Source organism: Caulobacter sp. GW821-FHT11E11, assembly GCF_058808315.1.
In genome coordinates this window covers 19,344-43,307 of record NZ_JBXARO010000007.1, presented here as the reverse complement: position 1 = coordinate 43,307, position 23,964 = coordinate 19,344, and the positions used below count along the sequence as shown (strand labels likewise).

Below are 23,964 nucleotides of genomic sequence, written 5' to 3'. Positions count from 1 at the left end.
TTTTGCCTTCGGCCTTGTCCTGACTGGGCTTATCGCGCAACGAGGGACCTAAACGCGCGTTGGAAAACGCGCATTAGGGAGAAACAGATGATCCGCACCGCCATGATCGCCGCCGCTCTGACGCTTGTGTCGGGCTCGGCCTTCGCCGCCGACGTCACCGGCCTGTGGTCCACGCCCGGCAATGGCGGCCAGGTCGAGATCGCCCGCTGCGGCAACAGCCTGTGCGGCAAGCTGGTGACCTCGGACCACATCAAGACCGACCCGACCCGCAAGGACGTCAAGAACAAGGACGAGGCCCAGCGCGGCCGTCCGCTGAAGAACCTGCAGATGCTGTACGACTTCACCGGCGGCCCGACCAAGTGGACCGGGGGCAAGGTCTACAACCCCGAGGACGGCGGCACCTATTCGGGCACGATCGAGCTGCTCAGCGCCAACGAGCTGAAGCTGAAGGGCTGCATCGTCGCGCCGCTGTGCAAGACCCAGAAGTGGACGCGCCTGAAATAGGGCGCGTCGACTCCGGGGCCGGCGTCCCGTAGCCTTCTCCCAAACCTTGGGGGAGGTGCGCATGTATCAGAAGATCGTCCTGGCCTTTGACGGCAGCCATGAGGCGCGCAGCGCCCTCCGCGAGGGGGCGCTGTTGGCTCTGCGCTGCGAGGCCAGGGTCTGGCTGCTCTGCGTTCTGGGCGACAACGCCGCCGTGGCCATGGCCGAGGGCGTGCAGCCCGGCGCGGCCGAGCAGATCGCCGCCGCCAGCCAGCAACTGGTCGACGAGGGCGTGGGCAAGCTGCGGAGCGTCGGGCTGAACGCCACCGGCCACCTCTACCGAGGCGATCCGGCTCCGGTCATCAGCAACTTCGTGAAGGAGGTCGGCGCCGATCTGGTCGTGCTGGGCCACCGACGCCGGAGTTTCCTGGAGCGCTGGTGGAACGGCAAGTCGGGCGCGTACATCATCGACAATGTCGACTGCAGCCTGCTGGTGGCCCAGCAGCCGGTCAGCGACGCGGAATTCGCCGCCGAGATGGCCCTGCATGCGGTCAAGGCGCCGACCTGAGCCTTAGAGCGGCGCGCAGACCTCTTCCATCCAGGCGCGGATCTCGGGTTCGACCCGAGGTCCGATCTCCGCCAGCACGCGGGCGTGGTAGGCGTCGAACTGGGCGATTTCCTCGGCCGTGAGCAGGGTCTTGTCGATCAGGCGGCGGTCGATGGGCGCCAGGGTCAGGGCCTCGAAGCGGTGCATCGGGCGGTCGCCGCCGGTGACGTCCTCGGCCGGCATGACGACTTCCAGGTTCTCGATCCGGATGCCGTATTCGCCGTCCTTGTAGTAGCCGGGCTCGTTCGAGACGATCATGCCGGGCTGCAGGGCGATGACGTTCGGGGCCTTGGAGATCCGCTGCGGGCCCTCGTGGACGCCCAGATAGACGCCGACGCCGTGGCCGGTGCCGTGGTCGTAGTCCAGGCCGTGGGCCCACAGGGCCATCCGCGCCAGGGCGTCGATGGCCGAGCCGGTGGTGCCGGCCGGGAAGCGCAGGCGGGCGATGGCCAGGTGGCCCTTCAGCACCAGGGTGTTGCGGTTGACCATCTCGGCCGACGGCTCGCCGATGGCGACCGTGCGAGTAACGTCGGTGGTGCCGTCCAGATACTGGCCACCGCTGTCGACCAGCAGCAGCGAGCCCATGGCGGCGCGCTCGTTGCTGCGCTCGGTCGGGCGATAGTGGGGCAGGGCGCCATGGCCGTTGGCCGCGCCGATGGTGTCGAAGCTGAGGTCCTTCAGTCGGCCGGTGGCTTCGCGGAAGCCTTCCAGCTTGGCGACGGCCTCCTTCTCGTCCGGCGGATTGACCTGGCCCTCGGTGGCCAGCCAATGGAGAAAGCGGGTCAGGGCCGCGCCGTCGCGCTTGTGCGCCTCGCGCGTGCCGTCCAGCTCGATGTCGTTCTTGCAGGCGCGCGGCAGGGTGCAGGGGTCCATGGCCCGTACGACCTTGGCGCCGGCGGCGGCCAGCATGTCGAAGTACCAGGCCGAGGACTGGGTCGGGTCGACCACGACGCTCTTGCCCGACAGGTCGCCCAGCGCCTCGGCCAGCTTGTCCGGCGTCTCCAGCGAGACCTGGTTGCCGAGCCACGCGGGCAGGGCTTCGGTGACCTTGGCCGGCTCGATGAACAGGCGGGCCGTGCCGTCGGCGTTCAGGATCGCCTGCGACAGCGGCAGGGGCGAGCGGATGACGTCGCCTCCGCGGATGTTGAACAGCCAGGCGATCGAGGCCGGGGCGGTGATCACCGTGGCGTCTGCGCCGAAGGCGGCCACCGACGCGCCGACGCGGGCGCGCTTGGAGCTCGACTCCTCGCCGGCATATTCGACGTGGTGCGGGACGATCGGGGCCATCGGCTGGGCCGGGCGCGCTTCGCCCCAGGCCTGGTCGACCGGGTTGGCGGCGACGGGCTTGAGCACCGCGCCGGCCCGGTGGGCGGCGGCCTTCAGGCCGTCCAGGGCGGCGGGGCTGTGCAGGCGGGCGTCGTAGCCGATCACCGCGCCCTTTTCGGCGGTCTCGAGATAGGCGGGCACGCCACCCTCGACGAGGTCGCGGATCTCGAAGACGCCCTGGTCGACCTGGTCGCGGACCTGCAGCGTGTAGCGGCCGTCGACGAAGACGGCGGCGCGGTCCTTCAGGATCACGCCGGCTCCGGCCGAGCCGGTGAAGCCGCTGGCCCAGGCCAGGCGGTCGTTGGCGGCGGGCAGGTATTCGTTCTGGTGCTCGTCCTCGTGCGGCACGAGGAAGCCGTCCAGGCCCTGCGCGGCCATGGCGGCGCGGATCAGCGGGACGTGCTTGGGACCAAAGGACGGGTCGGTGGATTCATCGAAGGTCTGGCGCATGCCTCGGATGTAATCCCCCGACCCGGCCCTGGAAAGGGTGGATTATTTCAAGATTACTGGGGCGGTTGCGCCGGCGGGTTGTCCGGCGAGGCGGCCTGGTCGTTGGGGCTGGAGGCGACGCGGTCGGCGGCGTCCTGGGCCGACTGGGCGGCGCTGCGGGCGGCTTGCGCGGTGTCGGCGCGCGCCTGGTCAGCCGTGGTGCGGGCTTCGCGGGCGGCGTTCTCGGCGGCCAACTGGGCGTTCTGGGCCGCGCCCTGGGCGCCTTCGACCAGTCCGGCCTGGCGACCCTGCTCCTGGGCGGCCTGCAGCTGGTTGGGATCGTTGGTCGTAGGACGCATCATCAGGAAGCCGACGGCGACCACGGCGACGATGGCGATCATGCCGGCGATCAGCCAGCCGGCGCCGCCGCTGCTGCGCTCGCGGATCTCGACGTGACGCTCAATAGGGCGTTCCGGCGGCGGGATGTTGGGGTCGGTGTAGGTCATCGGGGCGGCTCCTCCAGCCAGGTGTCTGTGGCTGGAGAAACGTGACCCCGATCAGGTAAGTTCCTACGGGCGCTGCAGAACCAGCGTCGCCCAGGCGTCGCGGTGGATGCGGGTGACCACCTTGAAGCCGCGCGACAGGTAGGCGGCCTTGACCATCCGCTCCTGGGTGCGCAGCAGGCCCGACAGGATGACGGTGCCGCCTGGAACCAGGGCGTGCTTGATGTCCTGGACCAGGCTGATCAGCGGACGGGCCAGGATGTTGGCGAACACCAGGTCGTAGGGCGCATTCTGGGCGACCAGCTTGTTCGATAGGCCCGAGGCGTGGACGAAGCGCGCGTTGGCCTTGTTGACCAGCGCGTTTTCCTTGGCGATCCGGACGGACGGCTTGTCGATGTCGGTGCCGACGGCCAGCTTCGTGCCCGTGCGGGCGGCGGCGATGGCCAGCAGGCCCGTGCCGGCGCCGACGTCCAGCACCTTGTTGAACCGGCGAGCCTTCAGCAGGCGGTCATAGGCCTGCAGGCAGCCCACGGTGGTGCCGTGGTGACCGGTGCCGAAGGCCGCGCCGGCCTCGATGCGCAGGTTGACGGTGCTGGCCGGCAGGCGGCCGCGATCGTGCATGCCGTAGACGAAGAAGCGGCCGGCGCGCACCGGCGGCAGGCCCGACAGCGCCATGGCCAGCCAGTCGGCGTCGGCCAGGGTGTCGCGATTGACCTTCAGGTCGTATTCGCCCAGCAGGGCCATGACGCCGTCGTCTTCTTCCTGCGTCGTCGGGAAGGCGTCGATGCGCCAGACATTCTTGTCCTCGTCCTCTTCCAGGATCGAGTAGGTCGCGCCTTCCAGGCCCGGATGGTTGTCGATGGCGTCGGCGGCGGTCTCGGCTTCGGCGCGAGTCCCGCGGGCGACGATCTGTTGGGGCGTGTAGTCGGTCATGCCGCTCCGTTAGCGGCAAAGGCGCGAAAAAGCGAGCCTTCAGCGCGAGGTCATGCCGGTGGCGGCGACGTCGGCCGCCTCGGCCAGGACCGTCGGGATCGGCTGCTGCGGCCGTCGGTCCTCGGGCAGGGAGACATCCAGGATATCGCCGCGCTGCGAGGCCCAGCGGTGCGTGCTCTCCGCATCGGGCGGCGGCGTCGCCGGGCCATGCTGAGCCGGCACATAGGGCGGGACGTCCATCGCCGGCGGCGGCGTATAGACCGGCTCTTCGTACGAGACCATCTGCACGGGCGGCGGCTGGCTCATCTTCAGGAAGTCGGTGCCGACCACATAGTCGGGGATCTTGCCAGCCGGCCACGCGGTCGGCTCTGCCATCGTCTCGTAGACGCCGCGCGTCGGTTCCATCTCGGCGATGTAGCCGGCGTCCTGTGGCCCGGTCTTCATGGCCAGGCCGGCCAGGATGCCGACGACGGCGCAGGCCGGAGCGCCATAGGCCACCGGGCGGGTGACCGCGAAAGCCTTCAGGTGGCGCAGGATCTGTTCAAGCCGCTGGTCCATGTCGGCATAGCGCGCGAGAGGCCAAAAAGGTTCGCGAGACTCGCCTTAGTCTGGCCACAGAGGGAGCCCGCATGACCAAGACCCGCCCGCTGCTGCGCGAACGCCACGAGCACCAACACGCCCGCGTCACCTATGTGGAGCTGTTCTTCGACCTCGTCTTCGTGTTCGCGGTCACCCAGCTTTCGCATGCCGTCCTGGCCCATCCGACAGGCCTCGGCGTGCTGCACGCGGCCATGCTGCTGGCGGCGGTGTGGTGGGCGTGGGTCTGCACCTCGTGGATCACCAATTGGCTGGATCCCGAGCGGGTGCCGGTGCGGCTGATGATGTTCCTGCTGATGGGGGCGGGCCTGGTGCTGTCGGCCGCCATCCCCGACGCCTTCGGCAAGGGCGGGCTGGTCTTCGCCTGCGCCTACGCCTTCATCCAGGTCGGTCGCAGCCTGTTCTTCCTGATCAGCATCTGGCGCGAGCCGGCGCACCGGATGAACGTCGCGCGCATCCTGTCCTGGGTGACGCTGTCGGCCGCGTTCTGGATCGCCGGCGGCCTGCTGGACGGCGAGGCGCGGGTGATCGCCTGGCTCGTGGCCATCGGCATCGACTATCTGTCGGCGCTGGTGGGGTTCTGGACGCCGGGCCTGGGCCGCTCGGCCACCAGCGACTGGGTCGTCGAGGGCGGCCACCTGGCCGAGCGCACGGCGCTGTTCACGATCATCGCCCTGGGCGAGTCGATCATCGTCACCGGGGCGACCGTGGTCGGCATTCCCTGGACGATCGAGACGGTCGCCGCCTTCGCCAGTTCCCTGGTCGGCAGCATCGCCATGTGGTGGATCTATTTCTCGTTCACCGCCGAAGCGGCCAGCGAGGCGATCGCCGAGTCCGAGGACCCCGGGGCGATCGCCCGCCTGGCCTATACCTACAGCCACCTGATCCCGATCGCCGGGATCATCGTGGCGGCCGTGGGCGACGAGTGGGTGATCCACCATCCGGTGGGGCACGCCGATCCCAAGGTCGCCGCCGCCGTCATCGGCGGACCGGCGCTGTTCTTGCTCGGCGTGCTGGTCTTCAAGCTGGCGGTGTTCAAGCAGTGGTCGCGCACGCGGCTCGTCGGCCTGGCCTTGCTGGCCGCCTTGATCCCGGTGGCGAGCCACGTCAGCCCGCTGGTCCTGTCGATCCTGTCGACCCTGACGCTGGTGGCGGTCGGGGCCTGGGAGACCTGGCTGGCTAGCCGATCTGCTCGATGACGATGTCGCGCAGTTGGGCGCGGGTCAGGCCGGGCCAGACCCAGTCGGACTGGGTGGGACGCGTCGAAGGCGTGATGGTGTGAAGGGTAGCGGTCTTGCGGGGCGCGCGCTGGGCGGCGACCTCACGGGTAACAGTGGTTTTCATAAAGTTCCAGATAGGGGTCGGGCGTGTCGCCGGACCCGATATTCATAAAGGGTGGAGAGTGTCCGCCCGGGCCGTCGAGGACGGCGGGCGATAGGAGCGCCTGAAGGTTCAGCCGTCTTGGGCTGAAGCGTTTGGCTGCTTCCTGAGTACCATATGGTTAGCCGTTTGTCGCGTTCAACCCCTGCGGCATCGGGGCGCGGGGATTAAGCCGGCTCTATCCTCGGAATTCGCGAGATCGAACGCAACGAAATCAAGCGCTTGTCGATTTTACGCGCCCCTGAATGATCCGCGTTCAGAACCGCCGCACAATCATAGCCATCCCCGTCGCGGGGGAGGGCGTTTGGATCCGGCCCAAAACGGCGACGGGGCTAGGTTGAGCGGGGCCGCTGGCGGTTCCTGGAGACTCGAAAGTCGCTCCATCCGTACTCTTTAGGCGGATCGGTTGGCGAACGGGCAGTCTCTGGGGGCAAAGCCATCAGCGGAGCGACAGGGCGGTGATCGTATAAGCCGCCTATCGTGGATCGTCGGGGTCGAGACGGATGTAGCCGATCGACTTGGTCCGCGCCCGTCCGGGGGCTAGTGGGGACCCGAGCTGAAAGACGCTCACGCCTCCCATCCTCACGGACAAGAACAGCCTGGCGGAGCGGTCAGCGAGCCGAAACACACAACCACTCACGGTCTCCGGGTTCGCCCGGCCGCTCCGTCGCCTCCCCACCAACTCGCAGCCATTCGGCGCGAGGTCGATGAAACACGTTCCCTCCCCCTTGATGGGGGAGGGGCAGGGGTGGGGGTGATCACAGCGTCAGATGCAGTGCGCCGCCGCCAGTTCAGCAGGTCACCCCCATCCCCAACCCTTCCCCCATCAAGGGGGAAGGGAGAGATCAAGCCTTCTCGACGAAACTGTCGATGACCTTCTTCTCGCCCGCCTTGTCGAAGGCCACGGTCAGCTTGTTCCCCTCGATCCCCGTCACCTGGCCGTAGCCGAACTTGACGTGAAACACGCGGTCGCCGCGGGAGTAGGCGCTGTTGGTCGGGGCCGAGACGGCGACCAGGCGGCCTTCGCCTTCGATCGGAGCCGAGCGGGCGGACGAACCGGCGCGGACGCCTTGAGGGCCCCGCCAGGCAGGATTGCGTTCGCCGAAGCCCGCCGTGCGCTCCTGGGCGCGTTTCCAGCCGGGGCTGTCGTAGCTGCCGGCCTGGAAGGCGCTGGTGCCGGGGTCGTCCCAGCGCGAGGCGGCCGTCTGCTGCATGCCCGGGCCGCCGCCGTAATAGCCGGTCTCGGACGCCGCATCGACGTGGGCCAGGGGCAGTTCGTCGACGAAGCGGCTGGGCAGTTGCGAGGTCCAGCGGCCATAGACCTGCCGGTTGGCCACGAAGCTGATCCGGGCCTCCTCGCGGGCGCGGGTGATGCCGACGTAAGCCAGGCGGCGCTCTTCCTCGAGGCCCTTTTCGCCCTTGTCGTCCATGCTGCGCTGGCTGGGGAACACGCCTTCCTCCCAGCCGGGCAGGAAGACCAGCGGGAACTCCAGGCCCTTGGCCGAGTGCAGGGTCATGATCCAGACGGCGTCGCCGGTGGCCTCGCGGTCCAGGTCCATGACCAGCGAGACGTGCTCCAGATAGGCTTCCAGCGTCTCGAAGGCGCCCATCGACTGGACCAGTTCCTTCAGGTTCTCCAGTCGCGTCTGGCTGGTCGGACCCTTGTCCAGGCGCAGGGCGTCGGTATAGCCGCTCTCCTCCAGCACCGTTTCCAGCAGGCGCTGATGGTGGACATTGCCGATCAGCGAGCGCCAGCGGTCCAGGTCGCGGATGAAGTTGCTGAGCGCCGTGCGCGTGCGGGCCGGCAGTTCGTCGCTGGCGATGATCTGGCGGGCGGCCTCGACGGTCGAGACGCCGCTGAGCCGGGCGATCTGCAGCAGCTTCTGCACGCTGGTGTCGCCGATGCCGCGCTTGGGCGTGTTGACGATGCGCTCGAAGGCCAGATCGTCGTCGGGCGACTGGATCAGGCGCAGATAGGCGTGGGCGTCGCGGATTTCCGCCCGTTCGAAGAAGCGCGGACCGCCGACCACCTTGTAGGGGATCTGCAGCATCACGAAGCGTTCTTCGAAGGCGCGCATCTGGAACGAGGCGCGCACCAGGATGGCCATCTGGTTGTATTTGCGGCCGGCCTTCTTGGCTCGCTCGATCTCGTCGGCGATCATCCGGCTCTCGGCCTCGCCGTCCCAGACGCCGCTGACCTTGACCTTCTCGCCGCCCTTGGCGGGGGTCCACAGGGTCTTGCCCAGGCGGCCCTTGTTGGCGGTGATCAGGCCGGACGCCGCCGCCAGGATGTGCTCGGTCGAGCGATAGTTGCACTCCAGCCGCACGACCTTGGCCCCGGCGAAGTCGCGCTCGAAGCGCAGGATGTTGTCGACCTCGGCCCCGCGCCAGCCATAGATCGACTGGTCGTCATCGCCGACGCAGCAGACGTTCTGGCGGCCCTGGGCCAGCAGCCGCAGCCACAGATATTGGGCGACGTTGGTGTCCTGGTACTCGTCGACCATCACGTATTTGAAGCGGCGCTGAAACTCGTCCAGCACGTCGGGATGGCCGGTGAACAGGCTGATATTGTGCAGCAGCAGGTCGCCGAAGTCGCAGGCGTTCAGGATGCGCAGGCGCTCCTGGTACTGACGGTATAGGGTGATGCCCTTGCCGTTGGCGAACTCGCCGGCCTCGCTGGTCGGGACGCGGTCGGGCGTCCAGCCGCGGTTCTTCCAGTTGTCGATGATCTGAGACAGGATCCGTGGGGTCCAGCGCTTGGCGTCGATGTTCTCCGCCTCGATCAGCTGCTTGAGCAGCCGCTCGTTATCGTCGGTGTCGATGATCGTGTAGTTCGACTTCAGGCCTACCAGCTCGGCGTGGCGGCGCAGGATCTGGGCGGCCACCGAGTGGAAGGTGCCCAGCCAGCGCAGGCCCTCGGCCTCCGGGCCGATGATGTGGGTGATCCGCTCGCGCATCTCGCGCGCGGCCTTGTTGGTGAAGGTGACGGCCAGCATCTCCCACGGCCGCGCCTTGCCGGTGGCCAGGATGTGGGCCAGGCGGGTGGTCAGCACGCGGGTCTTGCCGGTGCCGGCCCCGGCCAAGACCAGCAACGGACCTTCGGTCGTCTCGACCGCCTCGCGCTGTTCGGGGTTCAGGCCGTCCAGGTAGTTGGGCATGGCATGACCGCTTACCGGCGGCTGAGGCCGGGCCAGGTCGGAGATGCGCGGAGAGGGGAGGTCGCCCGGGAATCCGCCAAGGGCCCCACGCGAGTCATCATCGGGATACATGGAACATATGTAGCACAAAGTGCGCGCGACTTAAGTCCCTACAGACCTCGAAGCGGAACCTCCCGCGTCGCGTACCGTTGATCCGCCAACATCAACCTCAGCCGAACAGGCGCGGAGACTCTCATGGCCGAAGGTACCAGCAGTGGCGGTGGCAACAGTGGCTTGGCGTTCATCGTGGGCGGGCTTGTCGTGGTCGTAGCCGTGCTCGCCTTCTTCATGATGTCCGGCGGCTTCACCCAGAAGAAGAAGGTCGACGTGAACATCTCGGCCTCGGCGCCCAAGCTGCCCGACGCGCCGAAGCTGCCGGAAGCGCCGAAAGCGCCGGGCTGATCATGGCTAAGACCCTCGCTCATAACGGACAGGCCCATCGCGGTGACAGTGGCGGCGGCTTCATGGCCGCGCTGCTGGTGGTGGCGGTCTTGGTGCTGTCGGTCTGGGGCGCCTGGAAGCTGGGCGTGATGGCCGGCGACCAGGTCGACCTGCGCCAGCGCCTCAGCGACATCCCGTCAGCCTTGCGCAAAGCGCCGAACCCGCAGCCCATGCCGATCCCGACCCAGCGGCGGCCGGCCGTGGAGCAGCAGCGGTAGGGCCGTCCTCGTCCTTCGACAAGCTCAGGATGAGGACTATTGTTGATGCCGTACCAATAGAAACCTCATCCTGAGCTTGTCGAAGGACGAGGTTTCGCTAGGCGCTAGCCCGCGCCAGCGCGAACACCCGGCACGCCGAAGCCAGCGGCCGCTCCCCCCGTTCCAGGTCGATCTTCTGGATCAGGCCGGCCAGGCTCAACGCCTCGCCGGTCGCGGCGCGTTCCAGCACGGCCCAGAACTCCGGCTCCAGGGCCAGCGAGGTCGCGTGGCCGGCCAGGTTCACCGAGCGTTTCTTCAAGCCAGCCAGGCGCTCAGTCCTCGCGCTTGGCGCCGTCGAGGTCGCGCTTGAGCTTGTCGGCGCGGGCCGCGTCCAGGGTCTTCTCGCCCTTGGTGCGGCCGAACTTGGCGCGGTTCTCGGAAGCGCGGGCCTTGTCGTCGGCCTTGGCCTTGGCCTTGCGAGCCTGGTTCAGATTGACGATGTCGGCCATGAAATCAGGGCTTCTTCTTCGCGACGGGACGGATGACCAGCGTCTCCTGCAGACGCAGCGCCTCGTCCTTCTTCAGGACCAGCGGCGCGCGGCCGGGGAAGACGCAGTTCTGCATCGAGCGGTCATTATACAGCATCCAGCGCGTCACCGCCTGGCCGTTCGCCTTGCAGGCCAGGCCCACGGCCCAGGCGGGCGAGGCGGCGTCGGTCCAGGCAAAGCCCATATTGGCTCCGGCCGTGATCGCCGAGCCGTTGGGAACGATCATCTTGCCGCCCGACGAGAAGGTCAGGTGCTCGGGATCGACCAGCCGGATCGAGAAGCCCCCGAAGCCACGATCGTCCTCGCTGCCGCCCAGGCCTAAAGCATCCACGCGAGACGTGATCGTGGTGTCGAACTCCACGCGGCGAGCGCCGGCCTTCAGCGGCCGCACCGTGACCTTGGTGGTCTCGCGGGCCACATAGGCCAGCTCCGGACCCGAATTGACCATCCAGTCGACATCGACCGTGAGGGTCCCGCCGCCCTCGGCGTCGCCGAGGAAGGACTTCGAGCGGACGAAGTAGGTCAGGCCCTTCATGTACCAGCCGTCGGCGACCGTCTTGCCGTCGGTTTGCACCTTCATCCAGGCCCACCAGACGCCGCGCTGGTGCGGGTGGTCGCCGGGCTTGTCCTCGGTCAGGGCCGTGCCGTCGGGGGCGTAGAGCGCGCCGACATAGTTGGCGCGCCCTGGCTCGGCCGCCGGATCCAGCGGCTTGGTGCGATAGACCAGCACCGTCTTGCCGGCCTCGGTCAGGGTCACCGCATCGTCGGCCAGGACAGCGTCGACGCGCTTGCCGATCGCGGGATCGGCCAATGCGGGCGCGGCCAGGGCCAGGCCGAGGATCAGCGGAAGGGCGCGGCGAAGGCTCATGCGTCGTCCTTGGCGAGGGCCCGCGCCAGGGCGGGGCGGGTGTTGGCGCGCGCCAGCCAGTCGTCATAGACCGCGTGCGGCGGCAGCATCTGGCGGGCGAACTGCAGGAGACTGATAAACAGGATGTCGGCCGCCGAGAAGTGGTCGCCCAGCAGCCAGGGCGAGCTTTCCAACGTGGTGCGCAGGCGATCGTCCAGGGTCTGGTAGGTCTTCTTGTCCTCGTCGTCCTGGCGCTGCTTCCACAGATTGACGACCGAGGGCTCCAGCACCCCGGCATAGTAGGCCAGCCAGGACAGGTACGGACCGCGCTGGGGATCGCCGATCGTGGGGCCGATGCCGGCGGCCGGGAACTTGTCGGTCAGGTAGAGGGCGATGGCCGCGGACTCGGTGATCAGCACGCCCTCGTCCAGCAGGGCCGGCACCTGACCGTGCGGGTGCGGATTGGCCGTGTCACGCGCGCCGGTGTTGCCGAAGCTGCGATAGATGTCGACCGTCTTCACCTCATAGTCCGCGCCCAGCTCTTCCAGCAGCCACAGAAAGCGGGTCGAGCGCGAGCGCGGGGCGTGGAACAGGGTCAGCATGACGGCCTCGATGAATGAGAACTTAACAAGAACAAGACTTGTATCGCGACGCAAGCCGAAACTTGGCAGCAGGGGTGGCCGTTTGATCTCCCGAGGGACCTCGGCGGTCCCGCTTAACCCAGGAGACGACGGATGATCGACCTCTCGCAGATCAAGGAACATCACGAAGTAGTCGGCTCGGACGGCGGCCATGTCGGTCGGGTGGACCACATCGCCGGCGGCGAGATCGAGCTGGCCAAGCTGGATCTGGGCGGCGGCTTCAAGCACCACCTGATCCCGCTGTCGTGGGTGGAATATATCGACGACGACAAGGTCCACCTGGCCCTGACCAAGGACGACGCCAAGGCCCAGTGGCGCGAGAAGCACTGAGCCTGATCGGCTGTTGATCTCGAAGGGCCTCCGTTCGCGAGAACGGGGGCCTTTTGCTTGACCGGCCCGCAGAAGCAGCCGCCTATCCGCGCCCATCAGCGCGGAGGGTCCAAGCATGTACACGCTCTATGGTTCGCCCAGCACGGCCGGTACGGCCATCCACTGGATGCTGCTGGAGTTGGACGTCCCGTTCGAGGCCCGCCTGCTCGACTTCGACAAGGCCGAGCACAAGACGCCGGACTATCTGGCGCTCAATCCCGACGGCGTGGTGCCGACCCTGATCATCGACGGCGCACCGGTCACCCAGATGGCCGGCATCGCGACCCTGCTGGCCGAACGCCACCCGGAGGCCGGCTTCGCCCCACCGCTCGGGTCTGTTGCGCGGGCCGAATATCTGAGCTGGACCCTGTGGCTGGCCAATAGCTTCCAGCCCAACTTCCGCGCCTGGTTCTATCCGCACGAACCGGCGGGCGGGGAAGCGCAGGAGGCGGTGCAGACGGCCGCCCGTGAGCGGATCGAGGCTGGTCTGGCGCGGATGGACGCGCGGCTGGCCGATCACGACTACCTGGTCGGCGACCACTTCACGACGGTCGACCTGCTGGCGACCATCCTGTGCCGCTGGACCCGCAACATGCCCAAGCCCGCCACGGCCTGGCCGAATCTGAAGCGCTACCTGGACACCATCCGCCGGCGTCCTGCGCTGCGCGAGGTCCATGTCCGCGAGGGCCTCACCGACTGGATCAACGACTAGCCGATCCTGGTCGACATCCCGCCGTCGACCGGCAGCACGACGCCCGTAACGAAGCGGGCCTCGTCGCTGGCCAGGTACAGCGCCGCATAGGCGGTGTCCCAGGCTGTGCCCATGGCGCCGCCCAGCGGCACCCGGCCGCTGCGGCTGGCGCGGACCTCTTCGATGCTCTGGCCGGTCATCTCGGCGATGCCGGCGACGGCCATCGGCGTATCCATCAGTCCGGGAGCCACGGCGTTGCAGCGCACGCCCTTGCCGGCATTGGCCTGGGCGACGCTGGCGGTCAGGCGGTTTACACCAGCCTTGGAAACCTCGTAGGCCAGTTGGCCGCCGCCAGCGATCCCGGCCAGGGACGAGATGTTGACGATCGCGCCCGACCCCTGCTCGCGCAGCACGGGGAGGGCGGCGCGGGTCACGCGCCACAGACCCTTCAGATTGACGTCGAGGATGCGCTCGAAGGCGTCCTCGGTCAGGCGATGAGCCGGACCGTCACCGCCGCCGCCGATGCCGACATTGTTGACCAGGATGTCCAGGCCGCCGAGCTGGGCCTGCGCCGCCGCCACGATGGCGTCGCCCGCGTCGGCCTTGCGGATGTCGGCGGCCAGGGCATGGGCTGTTCCACCCTCGGCGGCGATCAGGGAGACGGTTTCCTCGGCGCGGTCCAGGTGGCGGTCGACGCAGAGAACGCTGGCCCCTTCGCGGGCGAACAGCAGGGCGATGGCGCGGCCGTTGCCGATGGTTTCGCCCGGCGTCTGGCCCGCCCCCACGACGATGGCGCGTTTGCCTTCCAGGCGCATGGTCAGAAGGCCTTCAGGTCAGGATCGAGCGTCTGGCCTGCGTCCAGCTGCACCCCGAAGGTGTTCAGCAGCATCGAGACCTGGGTGTACTGGCCGGCGGTGAAGACCACGTCCATCGCCTGCTTCTCGCTGAAGTGCGTGCGCAACGCCTCCCAGGTCGACGTCGAGATGAAGTGGTCGTGGTGCAGTTCGTCGGTGGCTTGGATCAGGGCGGTGTCTGCAGGACTCCAGCCGGCGGCGGGGCCGGTCTTCAGGCGCTCGATCTCGTCGTCGGTCAGGCCGCAGCGGCGACCGATCTCGGCGTGCTGGGTCCATTCGTAGCCGCTGCGGCACAGAAAGCCGGTGCGCAGGATGACGATCTCGCGCTCGCGCGGCGGCAAGTCGTTCTTCTTGGAGAGGACGTAATTGCCCCAGCCCAGGAACGCCTTCAGCGCCTTGGGCGCGTGGGCCATGGTGCGGAAGATGTTCAGCACCGGTCCGGCCGGGATGACCCCGCCGCCGCCCAGGGGCGCCAGGACCTCGGCCTGTTCGGGCGTCCACTCAGCGGGATCGAGCGGACGGATCCTGGGCTCGGACAATCTCACGGCGCGCCTCCCTCTATCGTTCTTGGCGACACTCTCGGGCAAGCCGAGACAAGGCGTCAAACGATTGTTCGAGGTGCGCCCGGAAGGCTAGGCGCTTAGCGCCCACCGCCGGTGATTTCCTTGATCAGCGCCTGGACCGGAGCCTTGCCGCCGTTGTTCCAGACCAGCTTCAGGTGGGCCAGGGTCCGTTCGGCGGCGTCGTCGAACTTCCACTCGCAGTTTTCAAAGCGGCAGTTGTCGAAGATCGGAGCTTCGCCGCCGGAATAGACGAGGCGGCAACCACGGAATTCGCAGCCGGAGAAATGCTCGCCGTCGAGCGCGACGGTCTCGTGGTTGTAGTTAGTCGAAGTGATCACGAACGTTCTTTCAATTGCCGTCTTGGTCGCGGGGAGGGGTCTCGCCCGCTTGCGCGGCCTTGGCGGCGGCTTTTTCGGCAGCCTTTTCGGCGGCCTTGCGAGCTTTCTGGCGCTCGCGTTCCTGACGTTCGAAGGAGTAGTTCGGCGTTCGGGCCATTTCGGCGACCTCCATGTGGCCGCCAAGCGCGACAGCTATCCCTTAGCGTGCTTATGGCGCTTCGGGTTTCGGCGCCACGGTATGAACGGCATAAAATCGCTCCGCCGATCCACCCGAGAGCAGACCGGCGGGGCCGATAGTGACTATTTCACGCTGGCGCAGAAACGCTGGATGCGTTGGCAGGCGTCTTCCAGCACGTCGTTGGCGGTGGCGTAGCTGATGCGGAAGAACGGAGACAGACCGAAGGCCGCGCCGTGCACGACGGCCACGCCCTCGGCTTCCAGCAGTTCGCCGGCGAAGTCTTCGTCGCTCGCGATGACCTTGCCCGAGGGGGCGGTCTTGCCGATCAGGCCGGCGCACGAGGGGTAGACGTAGAAGGCGCCTTCCGGGGTCGGGCACTGCAGGCCCTGGGCCTGGTTCAGCATCGACACGACCAGGTCGCGGCGCTCCTGGAACAGCTTGGCGTTCGGCTTGATGAAGTCCTGCGTGCCGTTGAGGGCTTCCAGAGCCGCCCACTGCGAGATCGAGCAGGGGTTGGAGGTCGTCTGGCTGATCATCTTGCCCATGGCCTTGATCAGCGCTTCGGGACCCGCGGCATAACCGATGCGCCAGCCGGTCATCGAATAGCCCTTCGAGACGCCGTTCATCGTCAGGGTGCGGTCATAGAGCTTGGGCTCGACCTGGGCGATGGTGGTGAACTCGAAGTCGTCGAACACCAGGTGCTCGTACATGTCGTCGGTCAGCACCCAGACCTGCGGGTGGCGCAGCAGCACATCGGCGATGGCTTGCAGCTCGGCGCGGGTATAGGCGCCGCCCGAGGGGTTGGACGGGCTGTTGATGATCAGCCACTTGGACTTGGGCGTGATCGCCGCTTCCAGGGCTTCCGGCGTGATCTTGAAGCCGCTCTCGGCGGTGGTCTCGACCGAGACGGGCGTGCCGCCGGCCAGCAGGGTCATGTCGGGATACGACACCCAGTACGGCGCGGGGATGATCACTTCGTCGCCCGGGTTCAGCGTGGCGACCAGGGCGTTGTAGATCACCGGCTTGCCGCCCGGGGCGACGTGGACCTGGCTCGGCTTGTACTCCAGGCCGTTCTCGCGCTTGAACTTGTCGCAGATCGCCTGCTTCAGCGCGGGCATGCCGTCGGGGTCGGTGTACTTGGTGTGGCCGGCCTTGATCGCGTCGATCGCGGCATTCTTGATATTGTCCGGCGTATCGAAGTCCGGTTCGCCCGCGGAAAGGGCGATCACGTCACGACCGGCGGCTTTCAGCGCGCGCGCCTTGGCGCTGATGGCGATGGTGGCCGACGGTGCGATGCGCCGCAGTGCGGCGGACTCGAGCGACATCTTAGTACTCCCCTGGGGTGGCTTGGTCTGTTGGAGGGACCGTTTCAGGATTGCGGCGGTGTTTACGCGCCCGTTCGCCGTGGCGCAACGCAGCAAGGCGCTTTCAGCGACGCTTCAAGACATTTTGGCGACGCTTTCGGGGACGCGCGTTCTTGCGTGCGGCGAGAGTCGAAGATACCGCTACCATTTGTAGGGTCGACTTCCGGCGAACGGAGGCGGTCCTCGGGGGAAACGCAAGGCCGCGATGACGGCCAAAAGGGGGAGGGAAACCACCATGAAGACCAAGATTCTGTACATCGCCCTGGCCATCGTGGCGCTGGCGATGGGGGCGGCCTCGTCGGGCTTCGCCCAGTCCGGCGACGGCGACATCCTGCAGAAGGCGATCAACAAGCCGTCGGCTAACTGGGCGATCTACGGCGCGGGCCAGAAGAGCAGCCCCATCAAGGACAAGACCATCGCCGGCGGTGGGGCCATGAAGGTCGAGGTCCAGGCGGCCAGCGACCAGCCTTGGGGCGTCGGCGCTTCGCAGGGCATCACGGGCAAGGTCACCAAGGGCGACGTGCTGCTGGTGGCGTTCTGGGCTAAGGCCGAGAGCGTCGACGGCGGTCCCGCGACGGCCGACATCTCGGCCGTGCGCGTCCAGCAGGCGGCCGCGCCGTACGACGCGGCGCTGCAGGGCGGGCTCAAGGTCGGCGGCGAATGGAAGATGTACACCGTGCCGGGCAAGGCCTTGATCGACATCCCGGCCGGCGGCGGCAGCGTGTCGCTGCACCTGGGCTCGGCCAAGCAGACGGTCCTGCTGGGTCCGGTGTTCGTGCTGGACTTTGGACCGGACTACGACCTGAAGAAGCTGGCGGGCGACTAGGCCCTCCAGCTCAGGACCGGGCCCGGACTGCCGCCGCGAAGCTCGCCAGGTGACGCGCGATCGCCTGGCGGGTGCGCTCGTCGGTCAGGGTCCCGTTCTCGAACTTGGTGTGGGCCTGGCCCACCAGGATGTCGCTGAGCGGGGCGAGATCCGCGCCGGTGCGCTTGAGGTTCAGCCGCAGGGCGTCCTGGGCGCGGACCGTGCCGGTGATCCCGGGGCTGGCGCCCAGCGCGCAGGCCAGCTTGCCATCCAGCGGGGCGGGCTTGCCGCGCGAGGCCCAGTCGATGGCGTTCTTCAGCACCGCCGTCAGGCCGCCATTATATTCGGGGCAGGCGATCAGCAGGCCGTCGGCGGCGCGCACGGCGTCCTTCCAGGCGGCGACGGGCGCGGGATCGCCCTGCTCCTCGACGTCCTGGTTGAAGAACGGCAGGTCACCTAGGCCGAACACCTCGATCTGCATCTCATCGGGCGCCAGCTCGCGGGCGGCGTGAAGCAGGGCGGTGTTGTACGAGGCGGCGCGCAGGCTGCCGGAGACGGCCAGAATCTTCATCCGGCCTAGTTAGACGGCGCGGGCCTGGATGTCTTCCTGGCCCAGCAGCATCGGGGCGATCAGGTCCCACAGGCGCGAGATTTCCTCGGCGGCAGCGCTGCCCGGCTCCCATTCGCACACCGAACGCCCATGGGCGACCGACTGCTGGAAAGCGGTGCGAGCGCGCAGGCCGATGGGGGCCAAAGGCATGCCGGTGAAGCGCAGAGCTTCGGCGGCCTTCAGCACGGCGGGCGGCTCGACGCCGTTGCGGCGCGACGGGGCCTGGCTGAGGACGATCAAGCCCTTCTTGCCCAGGCGGCGGACGGCTTCGGCCGAGCGGACGACCGAGGCGATGTCCAGGAAGGTCGGCCGGCAGACCAGGATGCACAGGTCGGCGCAGTTGATCGCCTGCAGGCCGTCGGCCTCGGGCGCAGCCGGGGTGTCGATGACCAGGGCGTCGTAATTGCTGTGCTGGGCCTGGACCTGGGTCGAGAACAGCTTGCCGGCGTTGATCTCGGACAGGACCGGACCGTCGCCCGTGCGGGCGCGCAGGGAGTCCGAGGCCGAGCGCTGGGGGTCGATGTCGGCCAGCATGGTCCTAAGGCCGGCCAGGTGGGCCGTGATGGCCAGGTTGACCGAAAGCGTCGTCTTGCCGGCGCCGCCCTTGCGGGAGATCACAGCCAGGGTCTTCACGATCAAACTCCTTACCAGGCCAAGGTTTTCTGCCCTTGCAGCCTGTGGATAAGTAACGCTGTCATGTGAAGCTCACGCAACCGAAATGTCGTGATGGGCGAATCATGTGTCCCCGGATCGCGTTTCGCGGCGCCCGCCGGAAAAACGCCTCTTTCTGCAGCGCCTGTCCGCCCGCCGTTTCAGCGGCGCCGCTTGACCCTAGCCGGCGCCTGCGCGAGGAGGGGCCGTGATCCGCCGCATACTCGACTTCGTCACCAACATGGACGCCCGCGCCTGGCGCACGGTGGCGGTCTCGTTCGTGCTGTTCGGAGGCGTGGGCGTGGTCTTCCTGTTCGGCGCTCAGCTGCTGGGCGTGAACGGCGAGGCGGCGGTCGAGCACTGGCTGGGCGCGGCCAGCGGGCCATGGGCCCTGCCGGCGGCCGTGGCGGCCTTCGCGGTGATGGCCTTCCTGGGCGTGCCGCAGTTCGTGCTGATCGCCGCGGCGGTGGTGGCCTTCGGACCGTGGACGGGTTTCGCCTACAGCTGGATCGGCACCCTGGTCTCGTCCCTGGTCGGGTTCTGGCTGGGCCGGGCCTATGGCGCGAAGATCCTGCGCGACTTCGCGGGCGAGGGCGTCAACAAGTTCATGCGGATGATCGGCAAGAATGGCTTCATGGCCAGCCTGATCGTGCGCCTGGTGCCTTCGGCGCCGTTCATCGTCGTCAACATGGCCGCCGGCGTCACGCCGATGCGCCTGCGCCATTTCGCGGCCGGCACCGCCATCGGGATCATCCCGAAGATCGCCCTGACCGCCTTCGCCGGCAATTCGATCGTCCAGGCGATGAAGGGCGGCGGCAAGCAGCACATCGTCATGATCGCCCTGGCCATCGTCATCTGGCTGGCCATGGGCCTGGTCAGCCGCGCCTGGCTCAAGAAGCGTGAGGCGGCGGAAGAGGCGGAGGGCTAAGGCCCGCCGCGGCGTAGGTCGCTTCGCGCCACGCCCGGACGATCTCGCCGAACCAGCGCGTGCGGGTCTCGTCATCCATGCCGTCGGTTTCCTCGACCCCGGCCGCCCAGGCCTCGATCACGAACGGCATGAAGGTGCGGGCCGCGTGCTTGCAGGTGGCCTTCTGCGTCTCCGAGGCGCCGGGCGTGGGCGCCACGAACGGCTCGATCAGCTTGGTGAGCAGCGCTTCCAGGGCCTCTCGCCAGACCAGGGCTTCCGGCGCGCCCCTCGCGTCGCGCAGGAGTAGGAGCGCCAGCTTGGGGTTGCCCCGCGACAAGGCCACCAGCCGCGCGATACTGGAGCCATAGCCGCCCCAGGGCCGGCCGGCGTCGGCCTCGATCCGGGCCAGCATCTCGCCGAACAGGGCGTCGATCAGGCTCTGGCGCGAGGGATAGAGCCGATAGATCAGGATCTTGGCCACGCCCATGCGGTCGGCGACGTCCTGCATGGTGGCGACCTGCAGGCCCTTCTCGGCGAACACTTCGACGGCGGTTTCCAGCACGACCAGGCCCCGCGCGGCCTTGTCGACGCGTGGCTTGGGCTGGCCGGGACGGCCTCTCGGAACGGAAACTTTCGCGACCTCGCTCATCAGTGCTATGTAGAATGAAACTATAAAGTTTCAAATAGCGGAGGGATGATGCGCAAGGGCATGTTGGCCGTCAGCGTCTTGGCTTTGGTTATGGCGGCGGGCGCGGCGCGAGCAGGGGACCCGGCCAGCGCGATCACCGTCGAGCGCCAGAAGGCCTTCGCGGCGACCCTGCCCGTCGAGGACCGCCAGGACTTCGACTTTGCCGACAAGGGCTTCCTGGGCACGCGCGCCGATCCGCTGATCAAGCGCGACGACGGCCAGCCGGCCTGGAACCTGGCGGCCTACGACTTTCTCAAGGGCGCGCCGCCGGCGACCGTGAACCCCAGCCTGTGGCGGCAGGCGCAGCTCTTGTCCAAGCACGGCCTCTTCCAGGTCTCCGACCGCGTCTATCAAGTGCGCGGCTTCGACATCTCCAACATCACCTTCGTGCGCGGCGACACCGGCTGGATCGTCATCGACCCGCTGACCATGAAGGAGACGGCCAGGGCCGCCCTGGACCTGGTCAACGACAAGCTGGGCAAGCTGCCCGTCACGGCGGTGGTCTACACCCATAGCCACAGCGACCACTTCGGCGGCGTGCGGGGCGTGGTGGACGAAGTCGACGTCAAGGCCGGCCGGGTGGCCATCGTCGCGCCCAAGGGCTTCATGGAGGAGGTCGCCGCCGAGAACATCCTGGCCGGCAACGCCATGAGCCGCCGGGCCCAGTACCAGTTCGGCATCATGCTGCCGCCGGGCGTGGAGGGGCAGATCACCTCCGGCATCGGCCAGACCATTGCGCGGGGCTCGATCACCCTGATCCCGCCGACGGTGATCGTCGACCACACGGGCCAGGAGCTGACCCTGGATGGCGTGAAGGTCCGCTTCCAGTACACGCCCTCGACCGAGGCCCCGGCCGAGATGAACCTCTATTTCCCGGACCTGCGCATTCTCGATATGGCCGAGAACGCCAATGTCTCGATGCACAATATCCTCACCCCACGCGGGGCGCTGGTCCGCGACAGCAAGGCCTGGGCCGACGACCTGACCGAGTCCCTGCGGCTGTTCGGTGACGTCTCCGACACCATGATCACCAGCCACGGCTGGCCGCGCTTCGGTGGGGCGGTGGTGCGCGACTTCCTGGCCGATCATCGCGACGCCTATAAGTACCTGCACGACCAGACGGTGCGGATGATGAACCTGGGCCTGACCGGCGACGAGATCGCCGCGAAGATCCAACTGCCGCCAGCCCTGGCCAAGGACTGGTTCAATCGCGGCTACTACGGCTCGATGAGCTTCAACAGCCGGGCGGTCTATCAGCGCTACATGGGCTGGTACGACGCCAACCCGGCCCACCTGGTTCCCACGCCGCCGGCCGATGCGGGTAAGCGCTACGTCGCGGCCATGGGCGGGGCGGCCAAGGTCAAGGCGATGGCCAAGGAGGCGGCGGGGAAGGGCGACTATGCCTGGGCCGGGTCCCTGCTGAACCACGCGGTCATGGCCGACGACGCTGACAAGGAGGCCAAGACCCTGCTGGCCGCCGCCTACACGCAGATGGGTTACCAGACCGAGAACAGCCTGTGGCGCAACATCTACCTGACCGGCGCCGACGAACTGCGGGGCGGAGTGCGCAAGCTGCCAGCCTCCATGGCCCCGCTGGACATGATCACCGCCCTGGACAGCCAGATGATCTTCGACGTCCTGGCCATCCGCCTGAACGCCGACAAGGCTGGCGACGCTAAGCTGCGGATCGTGTTCGCCTTCCCGGACCGGAACGAGCGCTTCTTGGTCGAGGTGCGCAACGGCGTCCTGGTGGCCCAGCCCTCGACGGGCGGCGAGAAGGCCGACGCAACCCTGACGGTGGCCCGGCCGGTGTTCCTGGAGTCACTGTTCCGGGGGACGTCACTGCTTCCCAAAATCCTGAGCGGGGAGGTCAAGCTTGAGGGCGATCGCGCGGCGATGGGCCGGATGACGGGATGGTTCGACGCCTTCCCGACGGATTTTCCGATCGTTACGCGTCCGAATTAACCGACGCGTGGAAAATAATTGCGCTGGCTGCGGCCGATTGCTCCGCCGGCGCAAATTGCTTGCTCGATTCTGGGCTGCTGTGTAGAAAGTGCGCCATGACCGTCGCGCGCAAGCTGCTTCCGCTTCTGCTTACCAGCCCCTGGGCGCTCTAGGGGCCGCGCATCGTCGTGGCCGGGCGCACAGGGGACAGTTGAACCCGCAGCCCGCACGCAGACACCCCATTCGACGAGTATCTCCATGACTTCCGTAGCAAACAGCGCTTCCGACAAGCGCGACAACGTCGTCATTTTCGACACGACCATGCGCGATGGCGAGCAGTCGCCCGGCGCCTCGATGTCGCTGGAAGAAAAGCTGGAACTGGCCAAGATCCTCGAGGAGATGGGGGTCGACATCATCGAGGCCGGCTTCCCGATCGCCTCGAACGGCGACTTCGAGGCCGTCCGTGAAGTGGCCAAGATCGTCAAGAACTCGACCATCGCCGGCCTGTGCCGCGCCCACCAGGTCGATATCGACCGCTGCGCCGAGGCCCTGAAGCCCACGCAGCGCGGCCGCATCCACGTGGTCATCGCCACGTCCGACCTGCACATGAAGCACAAGCTGCAGATGGAGCCGGACGCCGTCATCGACATCATCGCCCGCTCGGTGACCCACGCCCGCAACCTGCGCGACGACGTCGAATGGTCGGCCGAGGACGCCACCCGCAGCGACCGCCAGTTCCTGCGCCGCGCTATCGAGACCGCCATCAAGGCCGGCGCCACGACGATCAATCTGCCCGACACCGTCGGCTATACCTATCCGTCGGAATATGCCGATCTGTTCCACTGGATGGTCAACAACGTCGAGGGCGCCGATCGGGTGATCTTCTCGACCCACTGCCACAACGACCTGGGCCTGGCCGTCGCCAACAGCCTGGCCGGCGTGCAGGGCGGGGCGCGCCAAGTCGAGTGCGCCGTGAACGGTCTGGGCGAGCGCGCCGGCAACGCCGCGCTGGAAGAGATCGTCATGGCCCTGAAGGTGCGCGGCGACCGTCTGCCCTACCAGACCGGCATCGACACGACGCACATCACCCGCGCCAGCCGCTACGTCTCGGCCATCACCGGCTTCCCGGTGCAGTACAACAAGGCCATCGTCGGCAAGAACGCCTTCGCGCACGAGAGCGGCATCCACCAGGACGGCATGCTCAAGAACCGCGAGACCTACGAGATCATGACGCCGGAGTCGGTGGGTCAGGCCCCGTCAAGCCTGGTCATGGGCAAGCACTCGGGCAGCCACGCCTTCCGCGCCAAGCTGAAGGACCTGGGCTACGAGCTGGGCGAGAACGCGCTGAAGGAAGCCTTCGGCCGCTTCAAGGATCTGGCCGACCGCAAGAAGCACGTCTACGACGACGACATCATCGCCCTGGTCGACGACGCCCTGGCGCGTGGCTCGGAGAAGATCCGCGTCTCGCACCTGCGCGTGGTGGCCGGCACCGAAGGCCAGTCGGCCGAGCTGACCCTGGACGTCGACGGCGTGTCGAGCACGGCCGAAGCGACCGGTGACGGTCCGGTCGACGCGGTGTTCAACGCCATCCACAAGATCGTGCCGCACAGCGCCGCCCTGCGCCTGTTCCAGGTGCACGCGGTGACCGAAGGCACGGACGCCCAGGCCCAGGTCTCGGTGCGTCTGGAAGAGGACGGCCGCATCGCCACCGGCGCGGCCGCCGACACCGACACGCTCACCGCCTCGGCCAAGGCCTATGTCAACGCGCTGAACAACCTCTTCGCCCGCAAGGAGAAGAGCCGGCCGGAAGCCGCGATCGCCAGCGGCTTCTAAACTGGAAAACCCGGCCGGGCATGCGCCAGGCCGGGTTCCC

Annotated in this window: 29 protein-coding genes; 11 read left to right on the top strand and 18 right to left on the bottom strand. The window is 67.8% G+C overall.

Annotated elements, in window-relative coordinates; genetic code table 11:
• Positions 1-87 precede the first annotated feature (87 nt).
• Together AC1RR5_RS17830 and AC1RR5_RS17825 are read left to right on the top strand one after the other, a co-directional pair.
• Positions 88-504 carry a DUF2147 domain-containing protein gene (locus tag AC1RR5_RS17830; protein ID WP_492923483.1) on the top strand — a complete coding sequence of 139 codons (417 nt, stop codon included), beginning with the start codon at positions 88-90 and terminating at the stop codon, positions 502-504.
• 61 nt (positions 505-565) lie between these two features.
• Complete coding sequence (locus AC1RR5_RS17825; protein ID WP_492923481.1) at positions 566-1,051, top strand: universal stress protein; 486 nt, start codon at positions 566-568, stop codon at positions 1,049-1,051.
• 3 nt (positions 1,052-1,054) lie between these two features.
• Here the strand turns inward: AC1RR5_RS17825 and AC1RR5_RS17820 are convergent, their stop codons facing one another.
• From AC1RR5_RS17820 to AC1RR5_RS17805, 4 genes are all read right to left on the bottom strand, one after another.
• Positions 1,055-2,866 carry an aminopeptidase P family protein gene (locus tag AC1RR5_RS17820; RefSeq protein WP_492923479.1) on the bottom strand — a complete coding sequence of 604 codons (1,812 nt, stop codon included), beginning with the start codon at positions 2,864-2,866 and terminating at the stop codon, positions 1,055-1,057.
• A 53-nt stretch (positions 2,867-2,919) separates the two neighbouring features.
• Positions 2,920-3,351: a hypothetical protein gene (locus AC1RR5_RS17815; protein ID WP_492923477.1), complete on the bottom strand. Its 432-nt coding sequence runs from the start codon at positions 3,349-3,351 to the stop codon at positions 2,920-2,922.
• Between the two features lie 63 nt (positions 3,352-3,414).
• Positions 3,415-4,281, bottom strand: coding sequence for a 50S ribosomal protein L11 methyltransferase (locus AC1RR5_RS17810; protein WP_492923476.1), 867 nt, complete (start codon positions 4,279-4,281; stop codon positions 3,415-3,417).
• Between the two features lie 39 nt (positions 4,282-4,320).
• Positions 4,321-4,839, bottom strand: a complete 519-nt coding sequence (locus tag AC1RR5_RS17805; protein WP_492923474.1) for a hypothetical protein — start codon at positions 4,837-4,839, stop codon at positions 4,321-4,323.
• 71 nt (positions 4,840-4,910) lie between these two features.
• Here AC1RR5_RS17805 and AC1RR5_RS17800 point away from each other — a divergent pair, with 71 nt between their 5' ends.
• Complete coding sequence (locus tag AC1RR5_RS17800) at positions 4,911-6,077, top strand: low temperature requirement protein A (protein ID WP_492923472.1); 1,167 nt, start codon at positions 4,911-4,913, stop codon at positions 6,075-6,077.
• Here AC1RR5_RS17800 and AC1RR5_RS17795 read toward each other — a convergent pair.
• Entirely contained in the window at positions 6,058-6,222 is a 165-nt protein-coding gene (locus tag AC1RR5_RS17795) for a hypothetical protein (protein ID WP_492923470.1), read from the bottom strand. The two genes, AC1RR5_RS17800 and AC1RR5_RS17795, sit on opposite strands and share 20 nt — an antisense overlap.
• Before the next feature lie 881 nt (positions 6,223-7,103).
• On the bottom strand, positions 7,104-9,527 hold the full coding sequence (locus tag AC1RR5_RS17790) for a UvrD-helicase domain-containing protein (protein ID WP_492923468.1): 2,424 nt from the start codon (positions 9,525-9,527) through the stop codon (positions 7,104-7,106).
• A gap of 123 nt (positions 9,528-9,650) precedes the next feature.
• Here AC1RR5_RS17790 and AC1RR5_RS17785 point away from each other — a divergent pair, with 123 nt between their 5' ends.
• Positions 9,651-9,857, top strand: a complete 207-nt coding sequence (locus AC1RR5_RS17785; RefSeq protein ID WP_492923466.1) for a hypothetical protein — start codon at positions 9,651-9,653, stop codon at positions 9,855-9,857.
• Positions 9,858-9,859: 2 nt separating this feature from the next.
• Positions 9,860-10,114: a hypothetical protein gene (locus AC1RR5_RS17780; protein ID WP_492923464.1), complete on the top strand. Its 255-nt coding sequence runs from the start codon at positions 9,860-9,862 to the stop codon at positions 10,112-10,114.
• Positions 10,115-10,211: 97 nt separating this feature from the next.
• Here the strand turns inward: AC1RR5_RS17780 and AC1RR5_RS17775 are convergent, their stop codons facing one another.
• From AC1RR5_RS17775 to AC1RR5_RS17760, 4 genes are read right to left on the bottom strand one after another with little or no spacing between them, the layout of a single operon-like run.
• A complete protein-coding gene (locus AC1RR5_RS17775) occupies positions 10,212-10,421 on the bottom strand; it encodes a ribbon-helix-helix domain-containing protein (protein WP_492924107.1) in 210 nt (69 codons plus the stop codon).
• 4 nt (positions 10,422-10,425) lie between these two features.
• A complete protein-coding gene (locus AC1RR5_RS17770) occupies positions 10,426-10,602 on the bottom strand; it encodes a DUF4169 family protein (RefSeq protein WP_492841159.1) in 177 nt (58 codons plus the stop codon).
• Between the two features lie 4 nt (positions 10,603-10,606).
• Positions 10,607-11,509 carry a DUF6807 family protein gene (locus AC1RR5_RS17765; protein WP_492923462.1) on the bottom strand — a complete coding sequence of 301 codons (903 nt, stop codon included), beginning with the start codon at positions 11,507-11,509 and terminating at the stop codon, positions 10,607-10,609.
• Complete coding sequence (locus tag AC1RR5_RS17760) at positions 11,506-12,090, bottom strand: glutathione S-transferase family protein (RefSeq protein ID WP_492923460.1); 585 nt, start codon at positions 12,088-12,090, stop codon at positions 11,506-11,508. Before AC1RR5_RS17760 ends, AC1RR5_RS17765 begins: the two co-directional genes overlap by 4 nt.
• Before the next feature lie 132 nt (positions 12,091-12,222).
• Between AC1RR5_RS17760 and AC1RR5_RS17755 the strand changes: the two genes are divergently transcribed.
• Entirely contained in the window at positions 12,223-12,459 is a 237-nt protein-coding gene (locus AC1RR5_RS17755) for a DUF2171 domain-containing protein (RefSeq protein WP_492923458.1), read from the top strand.
• A 115-nt stretch (positions 12,460-12,574) separates the two neighbouring features.
• Positions 12,575-13,210 carry a glutathione S-transferase family protein gene (locus AC1RR5_RS17750; protein WP_492923456.1) on the top strand — a complete coding sequence of 212 codons (636 nt, stop codon included), beginning with the start codon at positions 12,575-12,577 and terminating at the stop codon, positions 13,208-13,210.
• On the opposite strand, the gene AC1RR5_RS17745 is transcribed toward AC1RR5_RS17750, so the two are convergent.
• The 5 genes from AC1RR5_RS17745 to AC1RR5_RS17725 form a co-directional block, all read right to left on the bottom strand.
• Entirely contained in the window at positions 13,207-14,004 is a 798-nt protein-coding gene (locus tag AC1RR5_RS17745; RefSeq protein ID WP_492923454.1) for an SDR family NAD(P)-dependent oxidoreductase, read from the bottom strand. The genes AC1RR5_RS17750 and AC1RR5_RS17745 overlap by 4 nt on opposite strands.
• Positions 14,005-14,006: 2 nt before the next feature.
• On the bottom strand, positions 14,007-14,588 hold the full coding sequence (locus AC1RR5_RS17740) for a carboxymuconolactone decarboxylase family protein (RefSeq protein ID WP_492923452.1): 582 nt from the start codon (positions 14,586-14,588) through the stop codon (positions 14,007-14,009).
• 95 nt (positions 14,589-14,683) lie between these two features.
• Entirely contained in the window at positions 14,684-14,944 is a 261-nt protein-coding gene (locus tag AC1RR5_RS17735; RefSeq protein WP_492923450.1) for a hypothetical protein, read from the bottom strand.
• 10 nt (positions 14,945-14,954) lie between these two features.
• Positions 14,955-15,116: a hypothetical protein gene (locus tag AC1RR5_RS17730; RefSeq protein WP_492923448.1), complete on the bottom strand. Its 162-nt coding sequence runs from the start codon at positions 15,114-15,116 to the stop codon at positions 14,955-14,957.
• A 128-nt stretch (positions 15,117-15,244) separates the two neighbouring features.
• The gene (locus AC1RR5_RS17725; RefSeq protein ID WP_492923446.1) at positions 15,245-16,447 is read right to left on the bottom strand and encodes a pyridoxal phosphate-dependent aminotransferase; all 1,203 of its coding nucleotides are present in this window, start codon (positions 16,445-16,447) and stop codon (positions 15,245-15,247) included.
• Between the two features lie 274 nt (positions 16,448-16,721).
• On the opposite strand from AC1RR5_RS17725, the gene AC1RR5_RS17720 reads away from it, so the two are divergent.
• Positions 16,722-17,312 (top strand): hypothetical protein, encoded by a 591-nt coding sequence (locus tag AC1RR5_RS17720; protein ID WP_492923444.1) that lies wholly within the window; start codon positions 16,722-16,724, stop codon positions 17,310-17,312.
• A gap of 10 nt (positions 17,313-17,322) precedes the next feature.
• Here AC1RR5_RS17720 and AC1RR5_RS17715 read toward each other — a convergent pair whose 3' ends face one another.
• Positions 17,323-17,862 (bottom strand): NADPH-dependent FMN reductase, encoded by a 540-nt coding sequence (locus AC1RR5_RS17715; protein WP_492923442.1) that lies wholly within the window; start codon positions 17,860-17,862, stop codon positions 17,323-17,325.
• A 9-nt stretch (positions 17,863-17,871) separates the two neighbouring features.
• The gene (locus tag AC1RR5_RS17710) at positions 17,872-18,534 is read right to left on the bottom strand and encodes an AAA family ATPase (protein WP_492923440.1); all 663 of its coding nucleotides are present in this window, start codon (positions 18,532-18,534) and stop codon (positions 17,872-17,874) included.
• 226 nt (positions 18,535-18,760) lie between these two features.
• Between AC1RR5_RS17710 and AC1RR5_RS17705 the strand changes: the two genes are divergently transcribed.
• Complete coding sequence (locus AC1RR5_RS17705) at positions 18,761-19,480, top strand: TVP38/TMEM64 family protein (RefSeq protein WP_492923438.1); 720 nt, start codon at positions 18,761-18,763, stop codon at positions 19,478-19,480.
• Here the strand turns inward: AC1RR5_RS17705 and AC1RR5_RS17700 are convergent.
• Entirely contained in the window at positions 19,443-20,108 is a 666-nt protein-coding gene (locus tag AC1RR5_RS17700; protein ID WP_492923436.1) for a TetR/AcrR family transcriptional regulator, read from the bottom strand. The two genes, AC1RR5_RS17705 and AC1RR5_RS17700, sit on opposite strands and share 38 nt — an antisense overlap.
• 48 nt (positions 20,109-20,156) lie before the next feature.
• Here AC1RR5_RS17700 and AC1RR5_RS17695 point away from each other — a divergent pair, with 48 nt between their 5' ends.
• Together AC1RR5_RS17695 and AC1RR5_RS17690 are read left to right on the top strand one after the other, a co-directional pair.
• Positions 20,157-22,112, top strand: a complete 1,956-nt coding sequence (locus tag AC1RR5_RS17695; RefSeq protein WP_492923434.1) for an alkyl/aryl-sulfatase — start codon at positions 20,157-20,159, stop codon at positions 22,110-22,112.
• Between the two features lie 237 nt (positions 22,113-22,349).
• Positions 22,350-23,924, top strand: coding sequence for a 2-isopropylmalate synthase (locus tag AC1RR5_RS17690; RefSeq protein ID WP_492923432.1), 1,575 nt, complete (start codon positions 22,350-22,352; stop codon positions 23,922-23,924).
• Positions 23,925-23,964: the final 40 nt, after the last annotated feature.